The 19,430-nt window shown below is 72.5% G+C and carries 21 protein-coding genes; 10 read left to right on the top strand and 11 right to left on the bottom strand.

Annotated elements, in window-relative coordinates:
* Window positions 1–73: 73 nt before the first annotated feature.
* Complete coding sequence (locus GGQ91_RS01495) at window positions 74–1,072, top strand: lipid II:glycine glycyltransferase FemX (protein WP_182591214.1); 999 nt, start codon at window positions 74–76, stop codon at window positions 1,070–1,072.
* An 18-nt stretch (window positions 1,073–1,090) separates the two neighbouring features.
* Here the strand turns inward: GGQ91_RS01495 and GGQ91_RS01500 are convergent, their stop codons facing one another.
* Both GGQ91_RS01500 and GGQ91_RS01505 read right to left on the bottom strand, forming a co-directional pair.
* Window positions 1,091–2,356 (bottom strand): MATE family efflux transporter, encoded by a 1,266-nt coding sequence (locus GGQ91_RS01500; protein WP_043761720.1) that lies wholly within the window; start codon window positions 2,354–2,356, stop codon window positions 1,091–1,093.
* A gap of 206 nt (window positions 2,357–2,562) precedes the next feature.
* A complete protein-coding gene (locus GGQ91_RS01505) occupies window positions 2,563–3,705 on the bottom strand; it encodes an aminotransferase class V-fold PLP-dependent enzyme (RefSeq protein WP_053611108.1) in 1,143 nt (380 codons plus the stop codon).
* A 143-nt stretch (window positions 3,706–3,848) separates the two neighbouring features.
* Here GGQ91_RS01505 and GGQ91_RS01510 point away from each other — a divergent pair, with 143 nt between their 5' ends.
* Window positions 3,849–5,099, top strand: a complete 1,251-nt coding sequence (locus GGQ91_RS01510; protein WP_053611107.1) for a molybdopterin molybdotransferase MoeA — start codon at window positions 3,849–3,851, stop codon at window positions 5,097–5,099.
* A 66-nt stretch (window positions 5,100–5,165) separates the two neighbouring features.
* Window positions 5,166–6,038 carry a 4-(cytidine 5'-diphospho)-2-C-methyl-D-erythritol kinase gene (locus GGQ91_RS01515; protein ID WP_043382624.1) on the top strand — a complete coding sequence of 291 codons (873 nt, stop codon included), beginning with the start codon at window positions 5,166–5,168 and terminating at the stop codon, window positions 6,036–6,038.
* 19 nt (window positions 6,039–6,057) lie between these two features.
* Here GGQ91_RS01515 and GGQ91_RS01520 read toward each other — a convergent pair whose 3' ends face one another.
* Window positions 6,058–6,540: a hypothetical protein gene (locus GGQ91_RS01520; protein WP_182591215.1), complete on the bottom strand. Its 483-nt coding sequence runs from the start codon at window positions 6,538–6,540 to the stop codon at window positions 6,058–6,060.
* A complete protein-coding gene (locus GGQ91_RS01525) occupies window positions 6,537–8,354 on the bottom strand; it encodes a chloride channel protein (protein ID WP_182591216.1) in 1,818 nt (605 codons plus the stop codon). Before GGQ91_RS01525 ends, GGQ91_RS01520 begins: the two co-directional genes overlap by 4 nt.
* Window positions 8,355–8,491: 137 nt before the next feature.
* Here GGQ91_RS01525 and GGQ91_RS01530 point away from each other — a divergent pair, with 137 nt between their 5' ends.
* Entirely contained in the window at window positions 8,492–8,920 is a 429-nt protein-coding gene (locus GGQ91_RS01530) for a MarR family winged helix-turn-helix transcriptional regulator (RefSeq protein ID WP_043347176.1), read from the top strand.
* A gap of 181 nt (window positions 8,921–9,101) precedes the next feature.
* Here the strand turns inward: GGQ91_RS01530 and GGQ91_RS01535 are convergent, their stop codons facing one another.
* The gene (locus tag GGQ91_RS01535) at window positions 9,102–10,121 is read right to left on the bottom strand and encodes a polyprenyl synthetase family protein (RefSeq protein ID WP_182591217.1); all 1,020 of its coding nucleotides are present in this window, start codon (window positions 10,119–10,121) and stop codon (window positions 9,102–9,104) included.
* A gap of 168 nt (window positions 10,122–10,289) precedes the next feature.
* Here GGQ91_RS01535 and GGQ91_RS01540 point away from each other — a divergent pair, with 168 nt between their 5' ends.
* Window positions 10,290–10,514, top strand: a complete 225-nt coding sequence (locus tag GGQ91_RS01540) for a putative signal transducing protein (RefSeq protein ID WP_026604550.1) — start codon at window positions 10,290–10,292, stop codon at window positions 10,512–10,514.
* Window positions 10,511–11,269 (top strand): tRNA1(Val) (adenine(37)-N6)-methyltransferase, encoded by a 759-nt coding sequence (locus GGQ91_RS01545; protein ID WP_043760289.1) that lies wholly within the window; start codon window positions 10,511–10,513, stop codon window positions 11,267–11,269. The genes GGQ91_RS01540 and GGQ91_RS01545 overlap by 4 nt, the downstream gene beginning before the upstream one ends.
* A gap of 9 nt (window positions 11,270–11,278) precedes the next feature.
* On the opposite strand, the gene GGQ91_RS01550 is transcribed toward GGQ91_RS01545, so the two are convergent.
* Window positions 11,279–11,590, bottom strand: coding sequence for a hypothetical protein (locus GGQ91_RS01550; protein WP_020090705.1), 312 nt, complete (start codon window positions 11,588–11,590; stop codon window positions 11,279–11,281).
* A gap of 31 nt (window positions 11,591–11,621) precedes the next feature.
* A complete protein-coding gene (locus GGQ91_RS01555; protein WP_043382610.1) occupies window positions 11,622–12,296 on the bottom strand; it encodes a hypothetical protein in 675 nt (224 codons plus the stop codon).
* A gap of 511 nt (window positions 12,297–12,807) precedes the next feature.
* On the opposite strand from GGQ91_RS01555, the gene GGQ91_RS01560 reads away from it, so the two are divergent.
* Genes GGQ91_RS01560 through GGQ91_RS01570 form a run of 3 tightly spaced genes read left to right on the top strand, consistent with a single transcriptional unit; the run spans window position 12,808 to window position 14,369 of the window.
* On the top strand, window positions 12,808–13,605 hold the full coding sequence (locus GGQ91_RS01560) for a heme ABC transporter permease (RefSeq protein WP_043382608.1): 798 nt from the start codon (window positions 12,808–12,810) through the stop codon (window positions 13,603–13,605).
* Between the two features lie 9 nt (window positions 13,606–13,614).
* Complete coding sequence (ccmD, locus tag GGQ91_RS01565) at window positions 13,615–13,758, top strand: heme exporter protein CcmD (protein WP_043347163.1); 144 nt, start codon at window positions 13,615–13,617, stop codon at window positions 13,756–13,758.
* Window positions 13,755–14,369: a DsbE family thiol:disulfide interchange protein gene (locus tag GGQ91_RS01570; protein ID WP_053611104.1), complete on the top strand. Its 615-nt coding sequence runs from the start codon at window positions 13,755–13,757 to the stop codon at window positions 14,367–14,369. The genes ccmD and GGQ91_RS01570 overlap by 4 nt, the downstream gene beginning before the upstream one ends.
* 3 nt (window positions 14,370–14,372) lie before the next feature.
* Here the strand turns inward: GGQ91_RS01570 and GGQ91_RS01575 are convergent, their stop codons facing one another.
* Window positions 14,373–14,987 carry a septation protein A gene (locus GGQ91_RS01575; protein WP_043347159.1) on the bottom strand — a complete coding sequence of 205 codons (615 nt, stop codon included), beginning with the start codon at window positions 14,985–14,987 and terminating at the stop codon, window positions 14,373–14,375.
* 130 nt (window positions 14,988–15,117) lie between these two features.
* Window positions 15,118–16,482: a signal recognition particle-docking protein FtsY gene (ftsY, locus tag GGQ91_RS01580; RefSeq protein WP_043382603.1), complete on the bottom strand. Its 1,365-nt coding sequence runs from the start codon at window positions 16,480–16,482 to the stop codon at window positions 15,118–15,120.
* Between the two features lie 57 nt (window positions 16,483–16,539).
* Between ftsY and GGQ91_RS01585 the strand changes: the two genes are divergently transcribed.
* Window positions 16,540–17,241 carry an RluA family pseudouridine synthase gene (locus GGQ91_RS01585; RefSeq protein WP_043347155.1) on the top strand — a complete coding sequence of 234 codons (702 nt, stop codon included), beginning with the start codon at window positions 16,540–16,542 and terminating at the stop codon, window positions 17,239–17,241.
* On the opposite strand, the gene mtaB is transcribed toward GGQ91_RS01585, so the two are convergent.
* Both mtaB and dapF read right to left on the bottom strand, forming a co-directional pair.
* The gene (gene mtaB / locus GGQ91_RS01590) at window positions 17,211–18,431 is read right to left on the bottom strand and encodes a tRNA (N(6)-L-threonylcarbamoyladenosine(37)-C(2))-methylthiotransferase MtaB (RefSeq protein WP_043760280.1); all 1,221 of its coding nucleotides are present in this window, start codon (window positions 18,429–18,431) and stop codon (window positions 17,211–17,213) included. The genes GGQ91_RS01585 and mtaB overlap by 31 nt on opposite strands.
* The gene (gene dapF, locus GGQ91_RS01595; RefSeq protein ID WP_043347151.1) at window positions 18,431–19,318 is read right to left on the bottom strand and encodes a diaminopimelate epimerase; all 888 of its coding nucleotides are present in this window, start codon (window positions 19,316–19,318) and stop codon (window positions 18,431–18,433) included. The genes mtaB and dapF overlap by 1 nt, the downstream gene beginning before the upstream one ends.
* Window positions 19,319–19,430 lie beyond the last annotated feature (112 nt).

The raw sequence follows: 19,430 nt of genomic DNA on the forward strand, positions 1-19,430 counted from the left end.
GATGCAATGCGACCGCGCCTGATCGATGAGCGTGCAGCGCGGACAACCCTGCCTGGGCAGGACGAGGAGCGACATGGCAGCCAAGCTCGCAGTTCAGGAGACTGCGGATGCCCTGGACTGGGACAGACGGATCTGGGCTTGCCCGGGCGCCAACATCTATTGCGGCAGTCCCTGGGGCGCCTACAAGGTGCGGCGCGGATTGGCGGTGCGGCGCGCGGTGGTGACCGGCGACGGCGCGGATCTCGCCTTCATCCAGTGGCAGACCCGTCGCAAGGGGCCGGCGCGGTTCATCCACGTCCAAGGCGGCCCCTTGCTGACCCAGGCCGGGACACACCGCGCGGAGGCGGTGTTCGCGGCGTTCATCGATCACCTCGCCCTCGGTCGGCTCGACATCCTCGCCATCGACTACGAGCAGTTCGAGACCCGGGATGCGACGCTGGCTCTCCTGATGCATGGCTTCACCCCGGTGATCGGCGCCCACGATCACACTCTCGAACTCGACCTGACGCAGGATCTCGACGCCATCCAGGCCGGTATGGAGCAGCGCTGGCGCAAGGCCCTGCGCAAGGTGGAGCGCAACACCGAGGTCACGACGCATTTCCTGACAGACCGAGCCGAGCGCCTGTCGGCCTTCGACGATTTCACCGCGATGTTCGCGGCCCTGCGGGAGCGCAAGGGTTTCGCCACGACGCTGCAGCCGAAGGCCTACCGGGACATCGCGGCTGAGGACGAGCACCTGCTCTTCCTCGACGTCCGCGAGAAGGGAGAGCGCATCCTCGTGCGCATCGCGCATCTGTCGGACACGCGCTGCACGGATTTCTACACGGCCTCGAACGCGCGGGCCCGGGCGACGGGCGCCGCCACCCTCGCCGTCTGGCGCTTCGTGGAACGAGCGAAGGCGGAAGGCTGCCGCGTCTTCGATTTCGGCGGCATCGATCCGGCGGTGAACCGTCCCGTCTTCGACTTCAAGCGCGGCCTGTGCACCCACGTCGTCCAGCACAACCCGCTCTGGATCTACAGCAAGACGCCCGCGCTGCGGAAACTGGCGCCCATCCTGCTCTCCCTCCGCTGAGCGCCGCCGCCGCGCCCTTCACAGGACGCCGACGGGCCGCGCCGGCCTCGGATGCCGGGCCAGCGTCCGAAAGGCCGAGACCGACCAGACCAGCGTGGCCACCTCGGAGGACAGCAGGCCGACGAGCGCCGTGGCGGGAGGCATCAGCAGCAGCAGCACCGGCACCATCACGGCCATGCCGAGGGCGGCGCTCGCCACCGCACCCGCCGTGATGGTCCGGAACGCCGCGGAGGCCTCCAGATAGGCCCGCGGGATCGCGTAGAGCAGCGACACGGTCACCACCGCCCAGACGCCGAGCCCGATCCAGCCCATCGGCTGGTCGGCGAACCGCCCCTTGAACAGGATGTCCTCGATCAGCGGCAGGGCGGCCGCCATCAGCGCTCCATAGGCGAGACAGGCGCTGCCGAGCAGGATCCCGTTGCGGATGACGAGCCGGCGTGCGGCGTCGACCTGCCCGGCCGCGAGCAGCCGGCTGATCTCCGGCAGGATCATGTTCAGCAGCGCGCTCGCCGGGATGCGCAGCGGCGCATAGAGCACGATCGTGGCGGCGATCGGCGCGTAGGCGGCAGGCCCGGCCAGGAGCGCCAGCAGCAGGGTCAGCCCCTGCCCCTGCACGGTCAGGCTGGTGACGCCGGCCAGAGACCAAGCGAGGGTCCGCCAGATCGCCCGGTAGCGCGCCCGTGCCCGCGCGTGGAGGGAGAAGCGGATCCGCTCGCGGAGTGCCCCGTACGCCACGGCGATCGCGATCGCGTGGGCGAGTGCGATCGCCGCGAAGGCCCGATCCAGGAGCGCCGTGCCCTCGCCGTTCAGCCAGCGGGCGACCAGGAGACCGCCGCAGACCGCGTAGACCAGATCGCTCAGGCCGGCGATCCGGGGACGGCCGCGGGCGAGAAGCACGATCCGCAGATAGCTGCGGAAGGCGTAGAGGCCCACGAAGGCTCCCGCCGCGAGCGCGCCGAGGCCGATCACCGGGATCAGCACCAAGCCGACGCCGGTCGCCATGACGCCCGAGACGAGCACCGCCCCCGAGCCGAACATCACGTCGTAGCCGAGCGCCGCGGGCCGCCCCAGGCTCCGGGCGACGTGGATCGTCGCCGGGACCGCGACCAGGGCCCGGATATAGGTGATGCCGACCGCACCGACCGCGAAGACGATGGCGAACAAGCCGTAATCGTGCGCGCCGAGTTCGCGCACCAGCAGGATGTTCAGGAGGAAGTGGAACAGGCTCTGGATCAGTTCGCCTGACAGGATCACGGCGAACCGCCCGGAGAGGACGGCGCGCATCGGTCCGGGCAGGCGGCGACGGCCGGGACCCGGGATCCGGAGCCAATCACCGGGACGCGGCATCGAATCGGGCATGTGGGTGTGGACAGTCTCCGTATGGGCGCGCCGACGGTGTTCCGGCACCGTCATCGAGAGCCGGCCGGTGGCGCAGCATCCGCATTCCTCCGGCTCTGCGCACGCGTCGAAGGATCCGCGCCCGATCGGTCTCAGATGACGCCCTGGCACGCGGCGCGCAGTGCGGCAATGCAGCGCGTGAGATCGTCGTCGTTCGCCCAGACATGCGGGCTGATGCGCAGGGCGCCGGAGCGCTCGCTGACGAAGACCTTGTCCTGGTGCAGGCGCCCGACGAGATCGGTCGGCATCCCCGCAGGCGGCCGCAATCCCAGGATGTGCGGTGCCCGCAAGGCCGCCGGCATCGGCGTCAGGCCGAACGCGGCGACCCCGTTCGCCAAGCGGTCTGTCAGCCCGCGCAGGCGGGCGGCGATGGCCGGCACGCGCCATTCGGCGATCAGCTCCAGCCCGGCTACGGCCATGGACAACGCCACCGGATCGTAGAGTTCGCCCCGGTCGTAGCGGCGTGCGCCGACGGCCGGCGGCCGGTTGCCGACATTCTCCTCGATGGCCGCCCCGTCCTGCCGGTGCGGCGCCGCGTACAGGAAGGCGAGGCCATAGGGACCGAGGGTCCATTTGTAGGTGGGGAAGGCCAGGAAATCGGGGCGCCACCGGGCGACGCTCACCGGAACGGCGCCCACGGCCTGCGTCGCGTCGATCACCAGGGCCGCGCCCGCCGCATGGACCAGGGGGGCGAGACGGTCGAGGTCGATCAGGCTGCCATCGGTCCAGTGCAGCGGGGTCAGGGTGGCGAGGGCGAGCGGCGCGGCACCCGGCCGCGTGATCGCGGCCGCGATGGCTTCGGTCCAGTCTCCGTCCGAAGGGCGCGGGATCTCCTCAACCACGAGGCCCTGTCGCTCGGCCAGGCGGTCGAAGGCGAAACGCAGGGACGGAAACTCGTCGGCCACGCGCAGCAGGCGCCCGCCCGGTCTCAAAGTCAGGTTGTGCGCGGCCACCGCCATGGCGTGGCTGACCGCGCCGACGATCGCGATATCGTCCGCGCCGGCCCCGATCAGCCGGGCGGCCGCTGCGCGCGCCCGCTCGGCCCAAGCCGGGACCACCGCGCGGGGATGGTCCCAGGGTCGGCTCTTGACCAGAATTCCCGCTTCGCCCGCCTCGCGCACGGCCCGCGGAAGCGGCGACCACGCCGCCGCGTCGAGATAGCAGATGTCGGCAGGCATCTCGAACAGGTGGCGCTGGCAGGGAAGCGCGACAGAGACGGATTCGGGAAACGCCATGATGCGCGGGAGCCTAGAGGATCTGACCTGTCGGGACCAAGGCCCGGGCTTGATCGCGCGGCGCCGATGCCGCAAGGCGACTCGTCCCAGCCCGCGAGGCCGCCTGTGCCGACCCGCCCGCCCCCGTCTGAGCCCGCAGCGCCATGGGCCGCCTGAGCCCCGACTGCTTCGACGCCGCACCCGCGCCGATGCGGGTCGCCGACGCGGTGGCGCTGATCCGGGCGCGGCTTCCGGTCCTGTCCGGAATCGAGACGGTTCCGCTCGCGGGTGCGGATGGCCGGGTCCTCGCGGAGAACCTGATCGCGCCGCTCGATCTGCCCCCCTTCGACAACGCCGCGGTGGACGGCTACGCCCTGCGGGCCGGCGATCTCGCGGTCGAGGGCGAAACGCGCCTGCCCATCGGCGGACGCGTGCCGGCCGGCCATCCGGCCGCCGATCCGGATCCGGGCGCGGTGGTTCGGATCTTCACCGGGGCGCCGATGCCTCCGGGGACCGACACCGTCGCCATGCAGGAGGACGTGCGGATCGAGGGCGGTACCGTTGTCCTGCCCGAGGGCCTGCTACCGGGCTCCAACCGGCGGCGGGCCGGCGAGGACGTCGCCCGCGGCAGCATCGTGATCCGCGCCGGGACCCGCCTCGGGCCGCAGCACATCGCGCTCGCCGCCGCCTGCGGCATGCCCGCGCTGCCCCTGCGGAAGCCCCTGACGGTCGCGTTGTTCTCCACCGGTGACGAGCTGACGCCGCCCGGCCAGCCGCTGTCGCCGGCCGGCATTTTCGACGCCAACCGGCCGATGCTCGCCGCGCTCCTGAAACGGCTCGGCACCAACCCGGTCGATCTCGGCATCCTGCGCGACGAGCCGGGGCCTCTGCGGGCGCGCATCGCGGGCGCCGCCGCGTCCCACGACCTGATCCTGACATCGGGGGGCGTCTCCGTCGGCGAGGAGGATCACGTCCGCGCCGCGGTCGAGGCTTCGGGCGCGCTGACCTTCTGGCGGCTGGCGATCAAGCCCGGTCGCCCGGTGGCACTCGGAACCGTGGCCGGCACGCCCTTCATCGGCCTGCCGGGCAATCCGGCCGCTGCCTACGTGACCGCCCTTGCGGTGCTGCGTCCCCTGGTCCTGCATCTCTCCGGGGCACACGACACGGCGCCCGAGATGGCGGTCCGCAGCGGCTTCGCCCGCGAGAAGCGTCCCGGGCGGCGCGAATATCTGCGCGTCTGCCTGCGCGCCGGCCCGGACGGTCTGCCTGAGGCCGTGCCGGCGCCCGGCGGAGCTCTGTCGGGCCTTGCGGGAAGCGACGGGCTGGTCGAACTCGCCGAGGATCTGACCGCGATCCGCGTGGGCGACGCCCTGCCCTATCGGCCGCACGGGGCGTTCGGCGGAGACACCCGCTGAGCTGTTGTTCTGGTCCGCGAGGCTGTAGAGCCTCGGGACAAACCGCCACGACCCGACCGAGACCCCGTGCCCCTTCTCGCCGATCGCGCCCCCGCCAAGGTCAACCTGACGCTCCACGTCCTCGGCCGCCGCGTCGGCGACGGCTACCACGTGCTTGAGAGCCTCGTCGCCTTCGCGGGGACTGCCGACCGCCTGACGCTGGATCCCGCTGCCCCGCTGGGCCTGACCGTCAGCGGGCCCACCGCCGGCCCGGCCGGTCCCACGGACGACAACCTCGTCCTCCGGGCCGCCCGGGGGCTCGCCGCGCGGGTGCCGGGGCTGCGCGTGGGCGCTTTCCATCTGGTGAAGCGCCTGCCGGTCGCGGCGGGGATCGGCGGCGGCTCCTCCGACGCCGCCGCGGCCCTGCGGCTGCTGGCGCGCCTCAACGGGCTGTCCCTCGACCACGAGGCCGTCGGCGCGGTGGCGCGCGAGACCGGCGCCGACGTGCCGGTCTGCCTCGTCCCGCGGGCCCGGATGATGCGCGGGGCCGGCGAGGAGATCGGCCCGGCCCTCGGGCTCGCGCCGCTGCCCGCGGTGCTGATCAATCCCGGCGTTCCGGTGCCCACCGCACCGGTCTTCAAGGCGCTGGGCCTCGCCGCCGGCCAGGATCTCCCGGGCGCGCCGCATCCGACGATCCCGCAAGACATGGCGACCGGCGCGCTGCTGGAAGCCCTGGCCGGGGCCCGCAACGATCTGGAGGCGCCGGCTCTGACCGTGGCGCCGGTGATCGGCGACGCGCTCAAGGCCCTCCGCGGCCAGGGCTGCCGCCTCGCGCGGATGTCGGGCTCGGGTGCGACCGTGTTCGCGCTGTTCGCCGACCGTCGCGCGGCCGTGCGGGCCGCCGCAGCCCTGCGCACCGCCCACCCTGCATGGTGGGTCGCACCGACCTTCCTGCGCTGAGCCAACCCGCGGCAGGCGTTCAGGCCGGCTCCGCCGCGTAGACCGTCACGACCCCGTTCCCCTCCGGCACCATCACGCGCCAGCGGCTTGCCCGCGGCAGGTCGCCGGGATCCATCGCGCTGACCCGGCCGCTCCCGACATCGAAGGCGGCCAGCCGGCCGTCCCTGTCGCAGCCGCACAGATACGCGCGGCCGTCACCGAGATGGAGCGCAGCCGGAGCGAGGGCGGCGTGGCCGACGGCGATGTCCGCGAGGGCACCGCTGGGCGCCAGGAAAGCGCCCCGCAGCGCCAGCACGTCGGCGTCGGGGGCGATCTCAGAGACGATCCGCAGGTGGCCGTCGGCCTCGTGACGCCGGTTCAGCAGCAGGGCCTCCCGCCGTCCGTCACGCAGGACGACGAGGGCGAGATCAGGCCCGTCCGGGCCGGCGATCAGGTAGCAGCTGCCCGGCCCGAGCTGGTCGAGGCGGGTGGTCCGGCCAGGAAGGCGCGGCTCCATGGTCATGCCTCCATCCGTGCGCGCCGCTCACCCCGCCCCTTCCGGTAGAACGCGCGGCGCTCGGCTTCGGCCCGCACCACGGTGGCGCGCACCTGAAGCAGGTCCTTGCGGGTCAGGAGCCCGACGAGGCTGCCGGTCTGCGGATCGGTGACCGGCAGGCGGCCCTGCCCGGCCGACAGCATCACGTCGAGGGCGTGCGAGACCACGTCGCCCGGATGGACGACGGCCAGATCGGCGTCGGAGACGCGCTCGCCGAGGGTGCCCGCCTCCGTCTCACCCTCGCGCACTTCGAGGGTCCAGCGCAGGGCGTCTTTGCGCGAGACGAGGCCCACCGGCCGACCCGCGCCGTCGACCACCGGGTAGGCGTGGTGGAGGCCGGTCTCGATGGCGGCGAGAGCCTCGGCCAGGGGCAGGTCCGCGTCCAGGGTCTCGACGGTGCGGGTCATCACCGCCTCGACCCGGGCCAGATCGTAGGGATCGATCCCGTATTCCCGGGTGACGTGCTGCCCGCGCCGGGCGATCTTCTCGGTCAGGATCGAGCGCTTGAGGAGGAGCACGGTCACCGCGTAGGCCGCCATGGTGGCGGCGAGCAGGGGCGCCAGGGCGGCGACGTCGCCGGTCACCTCGACGGCGAAGACGACGCCGGTGAGGGGCGCCGGCAGCGTGCCGCCGAGCATCGCCGCCATGCCGAGCAGCGCCCAGAAGCCGTGGGCGCCGGGCAGGAGCAGGCCGATCAGCCAGCCGACGGCGCCGCCAAGGATCAGCAGCGGCGCGAGCACGCCTCCGGACGTGCCCGACGACAGGGCGGCGAGCCAGATCACCGCCTTCACCCCCAGGATCAGCACCACGGCGCTCGCCAGCATGTGGCCGGAGAGCAGGTCGTGGATCACGTCGTAGCCGACGCCGAGCGCCCGGGGCTCCGCGAGGCCGCCCAGGCCGACCACGACGGCGCCGAGGGCGGGCCACCACATCCAGTGGATGGGAAGCCGCCCGAACCCGTCCTCCAGCGCGTAGAGTGCCCGGGTCAGCGCGCCGGAGATCAGGCCGCAGGCGACGCCGAGCAGCGCGCAGGCGGGAAGCCCCCACCAGGGCAGGGCCGGATTGTCGGCGAAGGGAAACAGCGGGCCGGCGCCGAACAGGGCCGGCCGCCAGCAGGCCGCCGTGACCGCCCCGACGGTCACCGGGACGAGGCTCCGCGGCCGCCACTCGAACAGCAGGACTTCGACGGCGAGCAGCACGGCCGCCACGGGCGTCCCGAAGATGGCGGTCATGCCCGCCGCCGCGCCCGCCACCAGCAGGGTCTTCCGCTCGGCGGCGCTGAGATGGAAGAACTGGGCGAAGAGCGAGCCGACCGCGCCGCCCGTCACGATGATCGGCCCCTCGGCGCCGAACGGGCCGCCGGTGCCGATCGCCACCGCCGAGGAGAGCGGCTTGAGCACGGCCACCTTGGGCGACATCCGGCTCCCGCCGATCAGGATCGCCTCCATCGCCTCCGGGATCCCGTGGCCGCGGATCTTCTCCGAGCCGTAGCGCGCCATGGCGCCGACGATCAGCGCCCCGATCACCGGGATCGCCACCATCCAGGGCCCCGGCGTCGCGCCGGCCAGGGAGGTCAGAGCGGTATCGAAGCGGCCATACCACGCGAGATTGGTCACAAGGCCGATGAGCGTGAGCAGGATCCAGGCGGTGACGCTCGCGGCCGTGCCGGTGACGACAGCCATGCCGGCCAGCGTCAGGACCCGCCGATCAGCGCTGAAATCCCGCAGCGCACGGCGCAACGGCCTCTCACCCCCGCGCTCCCCTTCCTCCCCGCCGATCATCCAGGCCTCCCTTCCTCACGACCGCATTTATGTCGTGATCCGATATAATCCACAACGGCACGGTCGTGGCGAGGCTGCACAAGCCTGTCGATCCGGGGCATCGTCGGCGGATCACAGGCCCCATCACGGAGGCGATCATGGACACCGACGCGTCCGGGACGGAGGCGCTGTCGCGGGAGCAATATGCGGCGCTCGCGGATTTCCGGTTCCGGCTCCGCCGCTTCCTGGCGTTCAGCGAGGCCGCGGCGGCCCGGGCGGGGCTGCCGCCACAGCAGCATCAGGCCCTGCTGACCCTGGCAGGCCATGTCGGACGCGCGCCCGCCACGGTCGGCCTTCTGGCCGAGCAGCTGCTGATCGCCCCGCACAGCGCGGCCGAACTGGTGTCCCGCATGGTGGAGGCCGGTCTGCTGACCAAGACACGCGCCGTGGAGGACCGGCGGCGGAGCGCGTTGTCGCTCACCCCCCGTGCCGAGGGCCTCCTGCAAAGCTTGACGGCCGCGCATCTGGACGAGCTGCGCAACCTCGCCCCCGCCCTCACCGACGCCCTCGGACCCGCGACGCGCTGACGCGACCGGCGGCCGATGGGTCGTTCAATCGCAGGGGACCGGCATCACCGACCCGCCTGCGGGGACGGAGCGCGAGGGATACCTTCGCGGCGGGCCGCGGTCCGATCAGCCCGGGGCGACGCGCTGCCGATCCGATGGTGGGGCGGTCTGGCTGTCGATGCGGGAGCCGTGAGGCCCCGCCTCAGCGCGCCCGCGCCACGCAGAACTCGACGGCCCCGAGGAGCGCCGCCTTGACGGGCCCGTCGGGGAAGATGTCGAGGGCGGTCCGGGCCTCTGCGCCGTAATGGTGGGCGCGGGCGACGGTCTCCTCCAGGGCGCCGTGGCGCTGCAGGAGGTCGAGGGCCGTTTCCAGATCGTCGGCGCCGATCTCGCCCTGCTGCAGGGTGCGGCGCCAGAAGCCGCGCTCGCCCTCGCTGGCGCGGCGGTAGGCCAGCACGATCGGCAGGGTGATCTTGCCCTCGCGGAAATCGTCGCCGACGTTCTTGCCGAGCTCGGCCGAGGTGCCGCCGTAATCGAGCACGTCGTCGATCAGCTGGAAGGCGATGCCGAGATTCATCCCGTAGGACCGGGCGGCCGCCTGCTCGGCCTCGGGCCGTCCGGCGAGCACCGGCCCGACCTCGCAGGCGGCGGCGAACAGCTCGGCGGTCTTGCCGCGGATCACCGCGAGGTAGGCGGCCTCGTCGGTCTCCAGGTTCTTGGCGTTGGTGAGCTGCATCACCTCGCCCTCGGCGATCACCGTGGCGGCGGCCGAGAGGATGTCGAGCGCCCGCAGGGAGCCGACCTCCACCATCATCCGGAAGGCCTGGCCGAGCAGGAAGTCGCCGACCAGCACGGAGGCCTCGTTGCCCCACTTGATCCGGGCGGCGACGCGGCCGCGGCGCATGTCGCTCTCGTCGACCACGTCGTCGTGGAGGAGCGTCGCGGTGTGCATGAACTCGACGCTGGCGGCGAGCTTCACGTCGCCGTCGGTCGCGCCCGCGTAGCCGCAGAGCTGGGCGCAGGCGAGCGTCAGGATCGGGCGCAGGCGCTTGCCGCCGGAGGCGATCAGGTGGTTGGCGACCTCGGGGATCATTGCCACGTCCGATCCCGTCCGCGACAGGATCGTGGTGTTGACCCGCGCCATGCCGTCGGCCACCAGCGCGACGAGGTCGTTGAGCCCCGCCTCCGCCTCGGGCTTCGGATTCTCGATGGAGAGGGCCATACCCAAGATCCGTGACCTCCAGACCGGTCGCCCCTCAGGGGGCGGGCGATCCCTTCGCACGCGCCCCGCGGCGCCGCAACATCGTCGCCGTCCGGATATGGGGTGCCGCCAGCGCGGGGCTCACGCGACGAAACCGCCGATCCGAGCCCGCTTCGGAGCGAACACGCGATGATCGAGCTGATCCGGGCCAACGATGTCGTGCTGATCGGGTTCGCCCGATCGGTCCTCGAGGCGGCCGAGATCCCGGTCCTCGTCGCCGACAGCCACATGAGCCTGATGGAGGGATCGATCGGGGTCTTCGGCCAGCGCCTTCTCGTCCCGCGCGACCACGAGGCCCAGGCCCGCCGCCTGCTCACGGATGCCGGCATCGCCCACGAGCTGCGCCAACCGTGACAGAAGAGGCCGACACCGGCGCCGATTCCTTCCTCGGCGGCCTCCTGCGCCTGCACCAGCCGCCGCGGGGGGCGCATCGCGCCGGGACCGACGCGGTGCTGCTCGCCCGGCTGCTCGCGCCGCAGGCCGGGGAGCGGGTCTGCGATGTCGGCGCCGGGACCGGTGCCGTCGGTCTCGCCTGCGCGGCCCTGGCGCCGGGCCTCCGGCCGACGCTGGTCGAGCGCGACCCGGTGCTCGCCGGGCAGGCCCGCGCCAACGCGGCCCTCAACGGCATCGACGCGCAGGTTCTGGTAGCCGACGTCCTGGCACCCGCGGCGGAACGCCGCGCCGCCGGCCTGGCGCCGGACAGTTTCGACGTCGTGCTCACCAACCCGCCGTTCTTCGCACCCGGCAGCCACCGCGCCTCGCCGCATCCGGGCCGCGCCGCCGCCCACACCTTCGCGGGCGGGGATCTCGAGACCTGGATCCGGACCTGCACGGCGATCCTGCGGCCCGGCGGCCGCCTCGGCCTGATCCACCGGGCGGACGCCCTTCCGGCCTGCCTCGACGCCCTCAAGGGCCGCTACGGCGGGCTGGCGATCCGCCCGGTCCATCCCCGCGGCGACGCGCCCGCGATCCGTGTGCTGATCGCCGCGGTCCGCGGCAGCCGCGCCGCCGCGAGCCTGCGCCCGCCCCTCGTGCTGCACGGTTCCGACGGCACCTTCACGACCGAGGCCGAGGCGCTCCATCGCGGCGCACCCTGGCCATCGCTCTGAGCCGTCAGCTTACGCCGCCAGCGCGGCGGGCTCGGCATCACGGATGCCGAGGAACCGCTCGACCTCCGGAAGATCCGGGAAGGCGAGGAATTCCGGACGCAGCGGCTCGGGCAGGCCCTCGAAGTTGAGGCCCGGGAACGTGTCGGGATGCGGGTAGAGCTGCCAGGCCGCGCCGGGCTCGACCGGGGGGAACAGGATGGCGACCTTCTCGGCGCCGAGGCGCACGATCCGCGTCGGGCTGTAGGACAGCGTCTCGATGCTCCAGCCGTGGTGGGAATCCCGGCGGGCCTTCATGGTGCGGCGGCTCGTCGCGCGATGCATGGCGGTCTCCTTCGGTGGGGTGGAAGCGGGATTAGGCGGCGCTGCGGCGTCCGGCGCGCTTCGGCCAGCCGAGCGCCACGAGGCGGGCCTTGGCGTAGTCGCGCACCTCGTCGCGGGTGCCGGGCGGCATCGTCGCCAGGACGGCCTGGGTGGCGCCGTCCAGCATCAGGTCGGTGACCGCGTTGATCGTCGCGGCCTCGTCGATGCGGCGCTTGAGGTCGCCCTCGGCCTCGGTGACCTCGTCGAAGGCGGGCGCCTCCTCGAAATCCTCGTCGACGGCGCGGACCGGGATCTGATGGGCGCGGAACTCGTCGGCCTCCTCCTCCGAGTAGACGAGACCGTGCAGCTCGATGAGCTTGAGGATGACGCGGTCCTTCCCGCGCTTCTCGGCCATGGCGTAGACGTAGGCCGCCTGCTTGCCGGAGACGCGGTAGTTCACGTTGACCAGCGCCTCGCCCATCGACCACTCGACCCGCTCGGTCCCGGGCTTCGCGCCGGGCAGGCGGCCGGTCACCAGGATCACGGCCTCGTCGCGTTCGGCCCGGATGACGGTCGGCGGCTCGAACACGATGCCGGCCTGGGCGGCGATGCGCTCCAGGGTCTTGTGGTAGATGACGGCGGTCCCCTGAACGCGCCAGACGTTGCCCCCGAAGGGCTCGCCGTAGCGGACGAGGATGTCGGCGATCTGCTTGTCGGCGGTTCGCATGAGGCGCTCGTTCCGTCAGGAGGGAGGCGGGTCGTCCACAGCTTTTCTCAGGGACGCTCTTTCGTTCTCTTTTTGTTCACGTCTATATGCGCAATCTGCCCGCGATGCGCAAGGCTCGGACGCCAAAACCTGCGGTTGCGGACATGCGTCATCGTCCCCGCGCGCCGGTGGCACCCGGGGCATGGCCCGGGACGCCTCGAACAGGCGCGGTCAGGAAGCTCGAGATAGCGATACTGTCCAGACCGGCGAACGCTGGGAGGCTTAGACGCGTGTGGGCGTAGCGCGGGCCCCCTCTCCCGCACGGGAGAGGGGGCGCGTCGCGGATGTCACAAGAAGACGGTTGGGTGTCGACGCGATCGTCCAGGAGCGCGTCGGCTCCGACGCCCCGTCAGCGTTGGCACCGTCTGCGACCACATTCCGGCGACCCCGCCGCCTGCGCCGCCGTCCCGCATTGTTGCTGCACCGCACCCTAGGCTAGACCGCTTCCACGATGTCCGAGACAGCTGCCGCGATGACGCCTTCCCTCTGGACCCGCCTGTCGAATCCCAGCCATTTCATGCGCTGGTCGGGCGCGCTGGTGCCGTGGCTCACGGCCCTGTCGCTCGCCGTCCTGGCCCTGGGGCTGTACCAGACCTTCTTCGTGGTGCCGCCCGACTACCAGCAGGGCGAGACCGTGCGGATCATGTACATCCACGTCCCGGCGGCGTGGCTCGGCGTGTTCTTCTACGGGGCCATGAGCGTGTCGGCGATCGGCACCCTGGTCTGGCGCCACCCGCTGGCCGACGTCGCCCAACGGGCGGCGGCGCCGATCGGGGCGGCCTTCACGCTGATCTGCCTCGTGACCGGCTCCCTGTGGGGCAAGCCCATGTGGGGCACCTACTGGGTCTGGGATGCCCGCCTGACCTCCATGCTCATTCTGCTGCTGATCTATTGCGGCATCATCGCCCTGTGGCGCACGCTGGAGGATCCGAACCGTGCCGCGCGCGCGGTGGCGATCCTGACCCTGGTCGGGGCCGTGAACCTGCCGATCATCAAGTTCTCGGTGAACTGGTGGTCGACCCTCCACCAGCCGGCCTCGATCCTGCGCATGGGCGGCTCGACCATCGATCCCTCGATGCTCTACCCGCTGCTGGTCATGATCGGCGCCGCGACCCTGGGGGGGACCACCCTGCATCTCTACACGATGCGCACCGAGATCATGCGTCGCCGGGTGCGGACGTTGACGATCCGCGAGGCCGAGCGCCTCGACCGCGCCCAGCCGCACATCACTCCGACGCCGGCCGCGATGCCGGTCGGCCAACCGGTCTAGGGGGCCGCAATGGATCTCGGGTCTCACGGCGGCTTCATCCTGCTCGCCTACGCCTTCACCGCCTTCGTGATGGTCGCCCTGGTCGGCAACGCCCTGCGTGATCGCCGGACGCAGCTGCGTGCCCTGAAGGGCTTCGGCGAGGATCGGCGATGACCGCGCCCCTCGACGAGGCGACCGGGCGGCCGCCGCCGGTCCGCCGCTCGCTGCTGCTGATCGTGCCGGCTCTCGCCTTCGCGGCGCTCGCCGCCGTGCTGTTCCTGCGCCTGCGCTCCGGCGCCGATCCGGCGGCCCTGCCCTCCGCAATGATCGGCAAGCCGGTGCCGCAGTTCGATCTGCCCGCCGTGCCGGGGCTGACCGCCGGGGGCGCGCCCGTGCCCGGCCTGTCGAGCGCGGATCTGAAGGGCCAGATCACGGTGCTCAACGTCTTCGCCTCCTGGTGCGCGCCCTGCCAGGTGGAGCACCCGATGCTGATGCGCCTAGCGAAGGAGCCCGGCATCCGGCTCGTGGGCATCGACTACAAGGAGCCGAGCCCCGAGGCTGGCCAGCGCTTCCTGGCCCGGCACGGGGTCCCGTTCAGCGCGGTGGGGGCCGATGCCGGAGGGCGTGCGGCGATCGATTTCGGCGTCTACGGCGTGCCCGAAACCTTCATCATCGGGCCGGACGGCATCATCCGCGACAAGCTCGTCGGCATCCTCACGCCTGAGAATTTCGCGAGCGTGCTGACGCGGATCCGCGCCGCCGGCAAGGTCGCGGCGGCGCAGTAGACCCTAGAGTTCGGGCTGCGGGGTCTTGCGCTCGTAGCGGGTCAGCAGCGGCGTCTGCGCCAGGGCGAACAGCACGGTGATCGGCATGATGCCGAACACCTTGAAGTTCACCCAGAAATCCTCCGTCTGCGTCCGCCACACCAGCTCGTTGAGCGCCGCCAGCACGAAGAAGAACACGCCCCAGCGGAATGTGAGCTTGCGCCAGCCCTCCTCGGTGAGGCTGAACATCGAATCGAGCACCACCGAGAGCAGCGAGCGCCCGAACAGGAGGCCGCCGAGCAGCACCGTCCCGAACAGGGCGTTCACGATGGTCGGCTTGACCATGATGAAGGTCTTGTCCTGCAGCGCCAGGGTCAGGCCGCCGAACACCACCACCACCACGCCGGACACGAGCGGCATGATCGGCAGGCGGCGCACCATGACGTAGTGGATCGCCAGCGCCACCACGGTCGCCGCGATGAACACGCCCGTGGCCACGAACAGCTTCTGGTCCGGGGCGACGCCGAACTTCTCGGAATACGCGTTGCCGAGGAAGAACAGCACCAGCGGGCCGAGTTCCAGCGCCAGCTTCACGAGCGGCGGCAGGTGGCGGTGCGGGGGGACGGATTCGATCTGCATACGCTCGGTCGGCTCGGCTGCGGCGCTCACGGTGGGCCGGGAGCGTCGAACGGGATTTGCGGGGTGTGTGGTACGCCGAGCGCGCGATGTCCATGACATCGCGCACCAAAGGTCGGCGGGCGCCCGCGTCCTAATCCTTCTCCAGCCCGGCGATGGCCCGGGCGAAGTCGCGGGCCGCGAAGGGCTCCAGGTCCTCGACGCCCTCGCCGACGCCGATGAAGTGGACCGGCAGGCCAAATTTCGCCGCCAGCGCCACCAGGATGCCACCCCGGGCGGTGCCGTCGAGCTTGGTCATCACCAGGCCCGAGACCGGCGCGGCCTGCGAGAACAGCTCCACCTGGCTGAGGGCGTTCTGGCCCACCGTGGCGTCGAGGACGAGGATCGTGGCGTGGGGCGCCTCCGGATCCTGCTTGCGCAGCACGCGGACGATCTTCTCAAGCTCCGCCATCAGGCCGGTCTTGTTCTGGAGCCGGCCGGCGGTGTCGATCAGCAGCACGTCGGTCCCGGCGGCGGCCGCCTGCTTGAGGGCGTCGAAGGCGAGGCCCGCGGCATCTGCCCCCTGCGCGCCGCTCACCACCGGCGTGCCGGTGCGCGCGCCCCAGACCTTGAGCTGGTCGATCGCCGCCGCCCGGAACGTGTCGCCCGCCGCCAGCATCACGGTGCGCCCCTCCGCCCGGAGCTTCGAGGCGAGCTTGCCGAGGGTCGTGGTCTTGCCGGCGCCGTTCACGCCGACAGTGAGGATCACGAAGGGCTTCCGGCTCGCGTCGATGGCGAGCGGCACCGCCACGGGCTCCAGCGCCCGCTCGACCTCCGCGGCGAGGATCGCCCGCACCTCGTCCGGCGAGATGCCCTTCTCGTAGCGGCCCTTGCCGACGGCCTCCGAGACCCGCATCGCGGTCTCGAGGCCGAAATCGGCCTGGATCAGCGCGTCCTCCAGGTCCTCCAGGGTGGTGGCGTCGAGCTTGCGCTTGGTGAACAGGCCGGTCACGCGCTCGGAGAGCGCCGACGAGGTCCGCTTCATCCCCGAGGTGAGCCGGCTCCACCAGCCCTTGGCCTCCGGCTCGCGGTCCGGCCCGGCACCCGCGTCGTGGGCCAGGGCAGCGGCGCTGTCGACCGGCTGGATGTCGGGCATCGGCGCGACCACCGGCTCCCGGTTCACGTCACCGGTATCGACCGGGTCGGCCCCGTGCGCGGGGTCGTCGCCGGCGGTGCCGGCCGGCGGACGCTCGGGCTCGCCCGCGACGGGCAGCAGATCGGCGCCCTCGACCACGTCCGGGACCGGCTCCCCGGTCTCCTCGGGCGGCAGCGGAACATGCGCGACGTCCTCCGCGGCGGTGGCGAAGTCCGGCTCACCCTCGGAGGGCGAGGCCGCCTCCGCGGGCAGCTCGGCCTCGGGCTTGTCTTCCGGCTTGTCCTCGGGCTTGTCCTCGGGCGCGGGCTGGCCTTTGCGCCCGAACAGGCGTCCGAACCAGCCGGGCTTCTCCTCGCTCGCCATGAAATCGCGTCCTCGCCCCACCTTGCCCCGCCGACACCGACCCTCTAGCCGATCCGGATGTCCAACGCCTTCGACATAGGCGCGCGCCTCCTCTACCGCGATGCCCTGCTGCTCGTCATCGACAAGCCGGCGGGTTTACCGGTCCATCCGGGTCCCCGCGGCGGCGAGACGCTCACCGATCACCTCGACGCCCTGCGGTTCGGCCTGCCGCGCCGCCCGGAGGCCGCGCACCGGCTCGACCGCGACACCTCCGGCTGCCTCGCGCTCGGCCGCCACGCCAAGGCGCTGGCGCGGCTCGGCAAGCTGTTCTCCGGCAGCGGCGTCGACAAAACCTACTGGGCGATCGTGGAGGGCGGCCCCGCCGAGGAGGCCGGCCGCATCGACCTGCCGCTGGCCCGCCGCTCGGACGATCCGCGCTCCTGGTGGATGAAGGCCGACCCGGCGGGCGACCCGTCGCTGACGCACTGGCGGGTGCTCGGCCGCGCCGGGGGGCGGACATGGCTGGAGCTGAAGCCGGTGACCGGCCGCACCCACCAGCTCCGGGTCCATTGCGCCGCCTCCGGCTGGCCGATCCTGGGCGACGCGATCTACGGCGGGGCGCCCCGCGGCAGCGCGCTGCACCTGCACGCGCGGACCCTGTCGATCCCGCTCTATCCGAAGCGCGACGCCATCACGGTGACGGCCCCGCCGCCGCCGCACATCGCCGAGGCCGTGGCGCCGCTCGCGGCTCAGGCCGCGATCAGCCGCGCCCCGTCGTGAGACGCGATCGCGACGCTGTGGAACGTGCCGGGGGCAGGCGCGTCTGACAGGCGCACGGCGGTGAAATCCGCGCTCCGCCCGGTGCCGCCGCGCTCCGCCAGCACGGTCAGCCGCCGCCCGACCTGTGCGTCGAGGTGCCGCCGCAGGGCGTCGGCACCGGCTGCGCGCAGCCGCGCCGCCCGCGCGCGGATCGCGTCCGCCTCCACCGGCGGCATCCGCGCGGCGGGTGTCCCGGGGCGCGGAGAATACGGGAAGACGTGCAGGTGCGTCAGGCCGCATTCCGCCACGAGGTCGAGGGAGCGGGCGAACTGCGCCTCCGTCTCGGTCGGAAACCCCGCGATCAGGTCGGCGCCGAACACCATGTCGGGCCGCAGCCGCCGCACGGTCTCGCAGAAGCGGATCGCGTCGGCGCGCAGGTGCCGGCGCTTCATGCGCTTGAGGATCAGGTCGTCGCCGGCCTGCAGCGACAGGTGCAGGTGCGGCATCAGCCGCTCCTCCTCGGCAATCGCCGCGAGCAGGGCGTCGTCGGCCTCCACGGAATCGATGGAAGAGAGGCGCAGGCGCGGGAGATCGGGCACCGCCCGGAGGATCGACCGCACCAGACCGCCGAGGGACGGCCCGGAGAGATCCCGTCCATAGGCGGTGAGATCCACGCCGGTCAGCACCACTTCCCGCCCGCCCCGGGCCACGAGGGTCTCGACCTGCGCGACCACATCGGGCACCGGCACCGAGCGGGAGACGCCGCGTCCGAACGGGATCACGCAGAAGGTGCAGCGGTGGTCGCAGCCGTTCTGCACGGGCACGAAGGCGCGGGTATGCCCGGCCATGGCCTCGATCCGCGTCGGCTCGGCCATCCGCGCCGCCATGACGGCCCCCGGTCCGGTCGCGGCCGCCGACCAGCCCTCCGGCCGCAGCTTCTCGGCGTTGCCGACGAGGCGCGCGACCTCCGGCATGGCCGCGTAGGCCTCCGTCTCCACCTCGGCGCCGCAGCCTGTGACGACGATCTCGGCGCCGGGCCGTTCGCGGGCGATGCGCCGGATCGCCTTGCGGGCCTGCCGCCCGGCCTCGGCGGTGACCGCGCAGGTGTTGACCACCACCCGGTCGCGGCCGTCCGCGGCCGCATGGGCCCGCAGAGCCTCGGACTCGACGGTGTTGAGGCGGCAGCCGAAGGTGAGGGTCTCGACCGCCATCAGGCCGCGCTGTCGAACAGCTCCGGCGCCAGGGTCCCCTCGGCGACGAGCGCGACCGGGCCGGTCATCAGGACATGGTCGTCGGCGCGCCACTCGATGAACAGCTCGCCGCCGGGCAGCGCGACCTGGGCCTGCCGGCCGATCATCTTGAGGCGCGAGGCGGCCACCACGGTGGCGCAGGCGGCGGTGCCGCAGGCGAGCGTCAGCCCGGCGCCGCGCTCCCAGACGCGGAGCTTGATCGTCTCGCGGCCCGTCACCTGCGCCACGGAGATGTTGGCGCGCTCCGGGAAGAGCGGGTGGTTCTCCAGCATCGGACCGATCCGCGCGAGGTCGAAGGAATCCGGATCCTGCTCCACGAAGAACACCGCGTGCGGGTTGCCCATGTTCACCGCGCCCGGCGAGTGCAGGATCGGATCGTCGATCGGGCCGATCTGCAACTCGATCCGGCGCGTGTCCGGGAAGGGCTCCGACAGGGGGATCTCGTCCCAGGCGAGACGCGGCCGGCCCATATCGACCGTGAAGGCCCGCTCCGAGACGCGGCGCACGCCGAGCACGCCCGCTTCGGTCTCCAGGGTGAGCCGCCCGCCCTCGGCCGGCCGGGCCATGGCCGGATCGTCGAGCATCGCGTAGGCGACGCAGCGCGTGCCGTTTCCGCAGGCGCCCGATTCCGAACCGTCGGTGTTGTAGATCCGCAGGAACGCATCCGTGCCCGGGCTCACGGGATCGTGTAGCACCATCAGCTGATCGAAGGCCGAGCCGGGATCCTGCGCGATCGCCCGCGCCTCCTCGGGCCGCACCGTCGCGGTGGAACCGCGCAGGTCCAGCACCACGATCGCGTTGCCGGCGCCGTGCATCTTCAGGAAGCGTCTGTGGGCGAGTGCGCTCATGCGGTCCCGCAGGTCGAGGAGGGGCCGGCTATATCGCAAAAGCGACCGCCCGGCGCGAGGGGTGCAGCAGCGTGGCAGATGCGCCGCACCCGCGGCTCTCGTCCACGGTGCC

Origin of the sequence: Methylobacterium fujisawaense (assembly GCF_014138435.1) — a bacterium.
Classification (GTDB): Bacteria; Pseudomonadota; Alphaproteobacteria; order Rhizobiales; family Beijerinckiaceae; genus Methylobacterium; species Methylobacterium fujisawaense.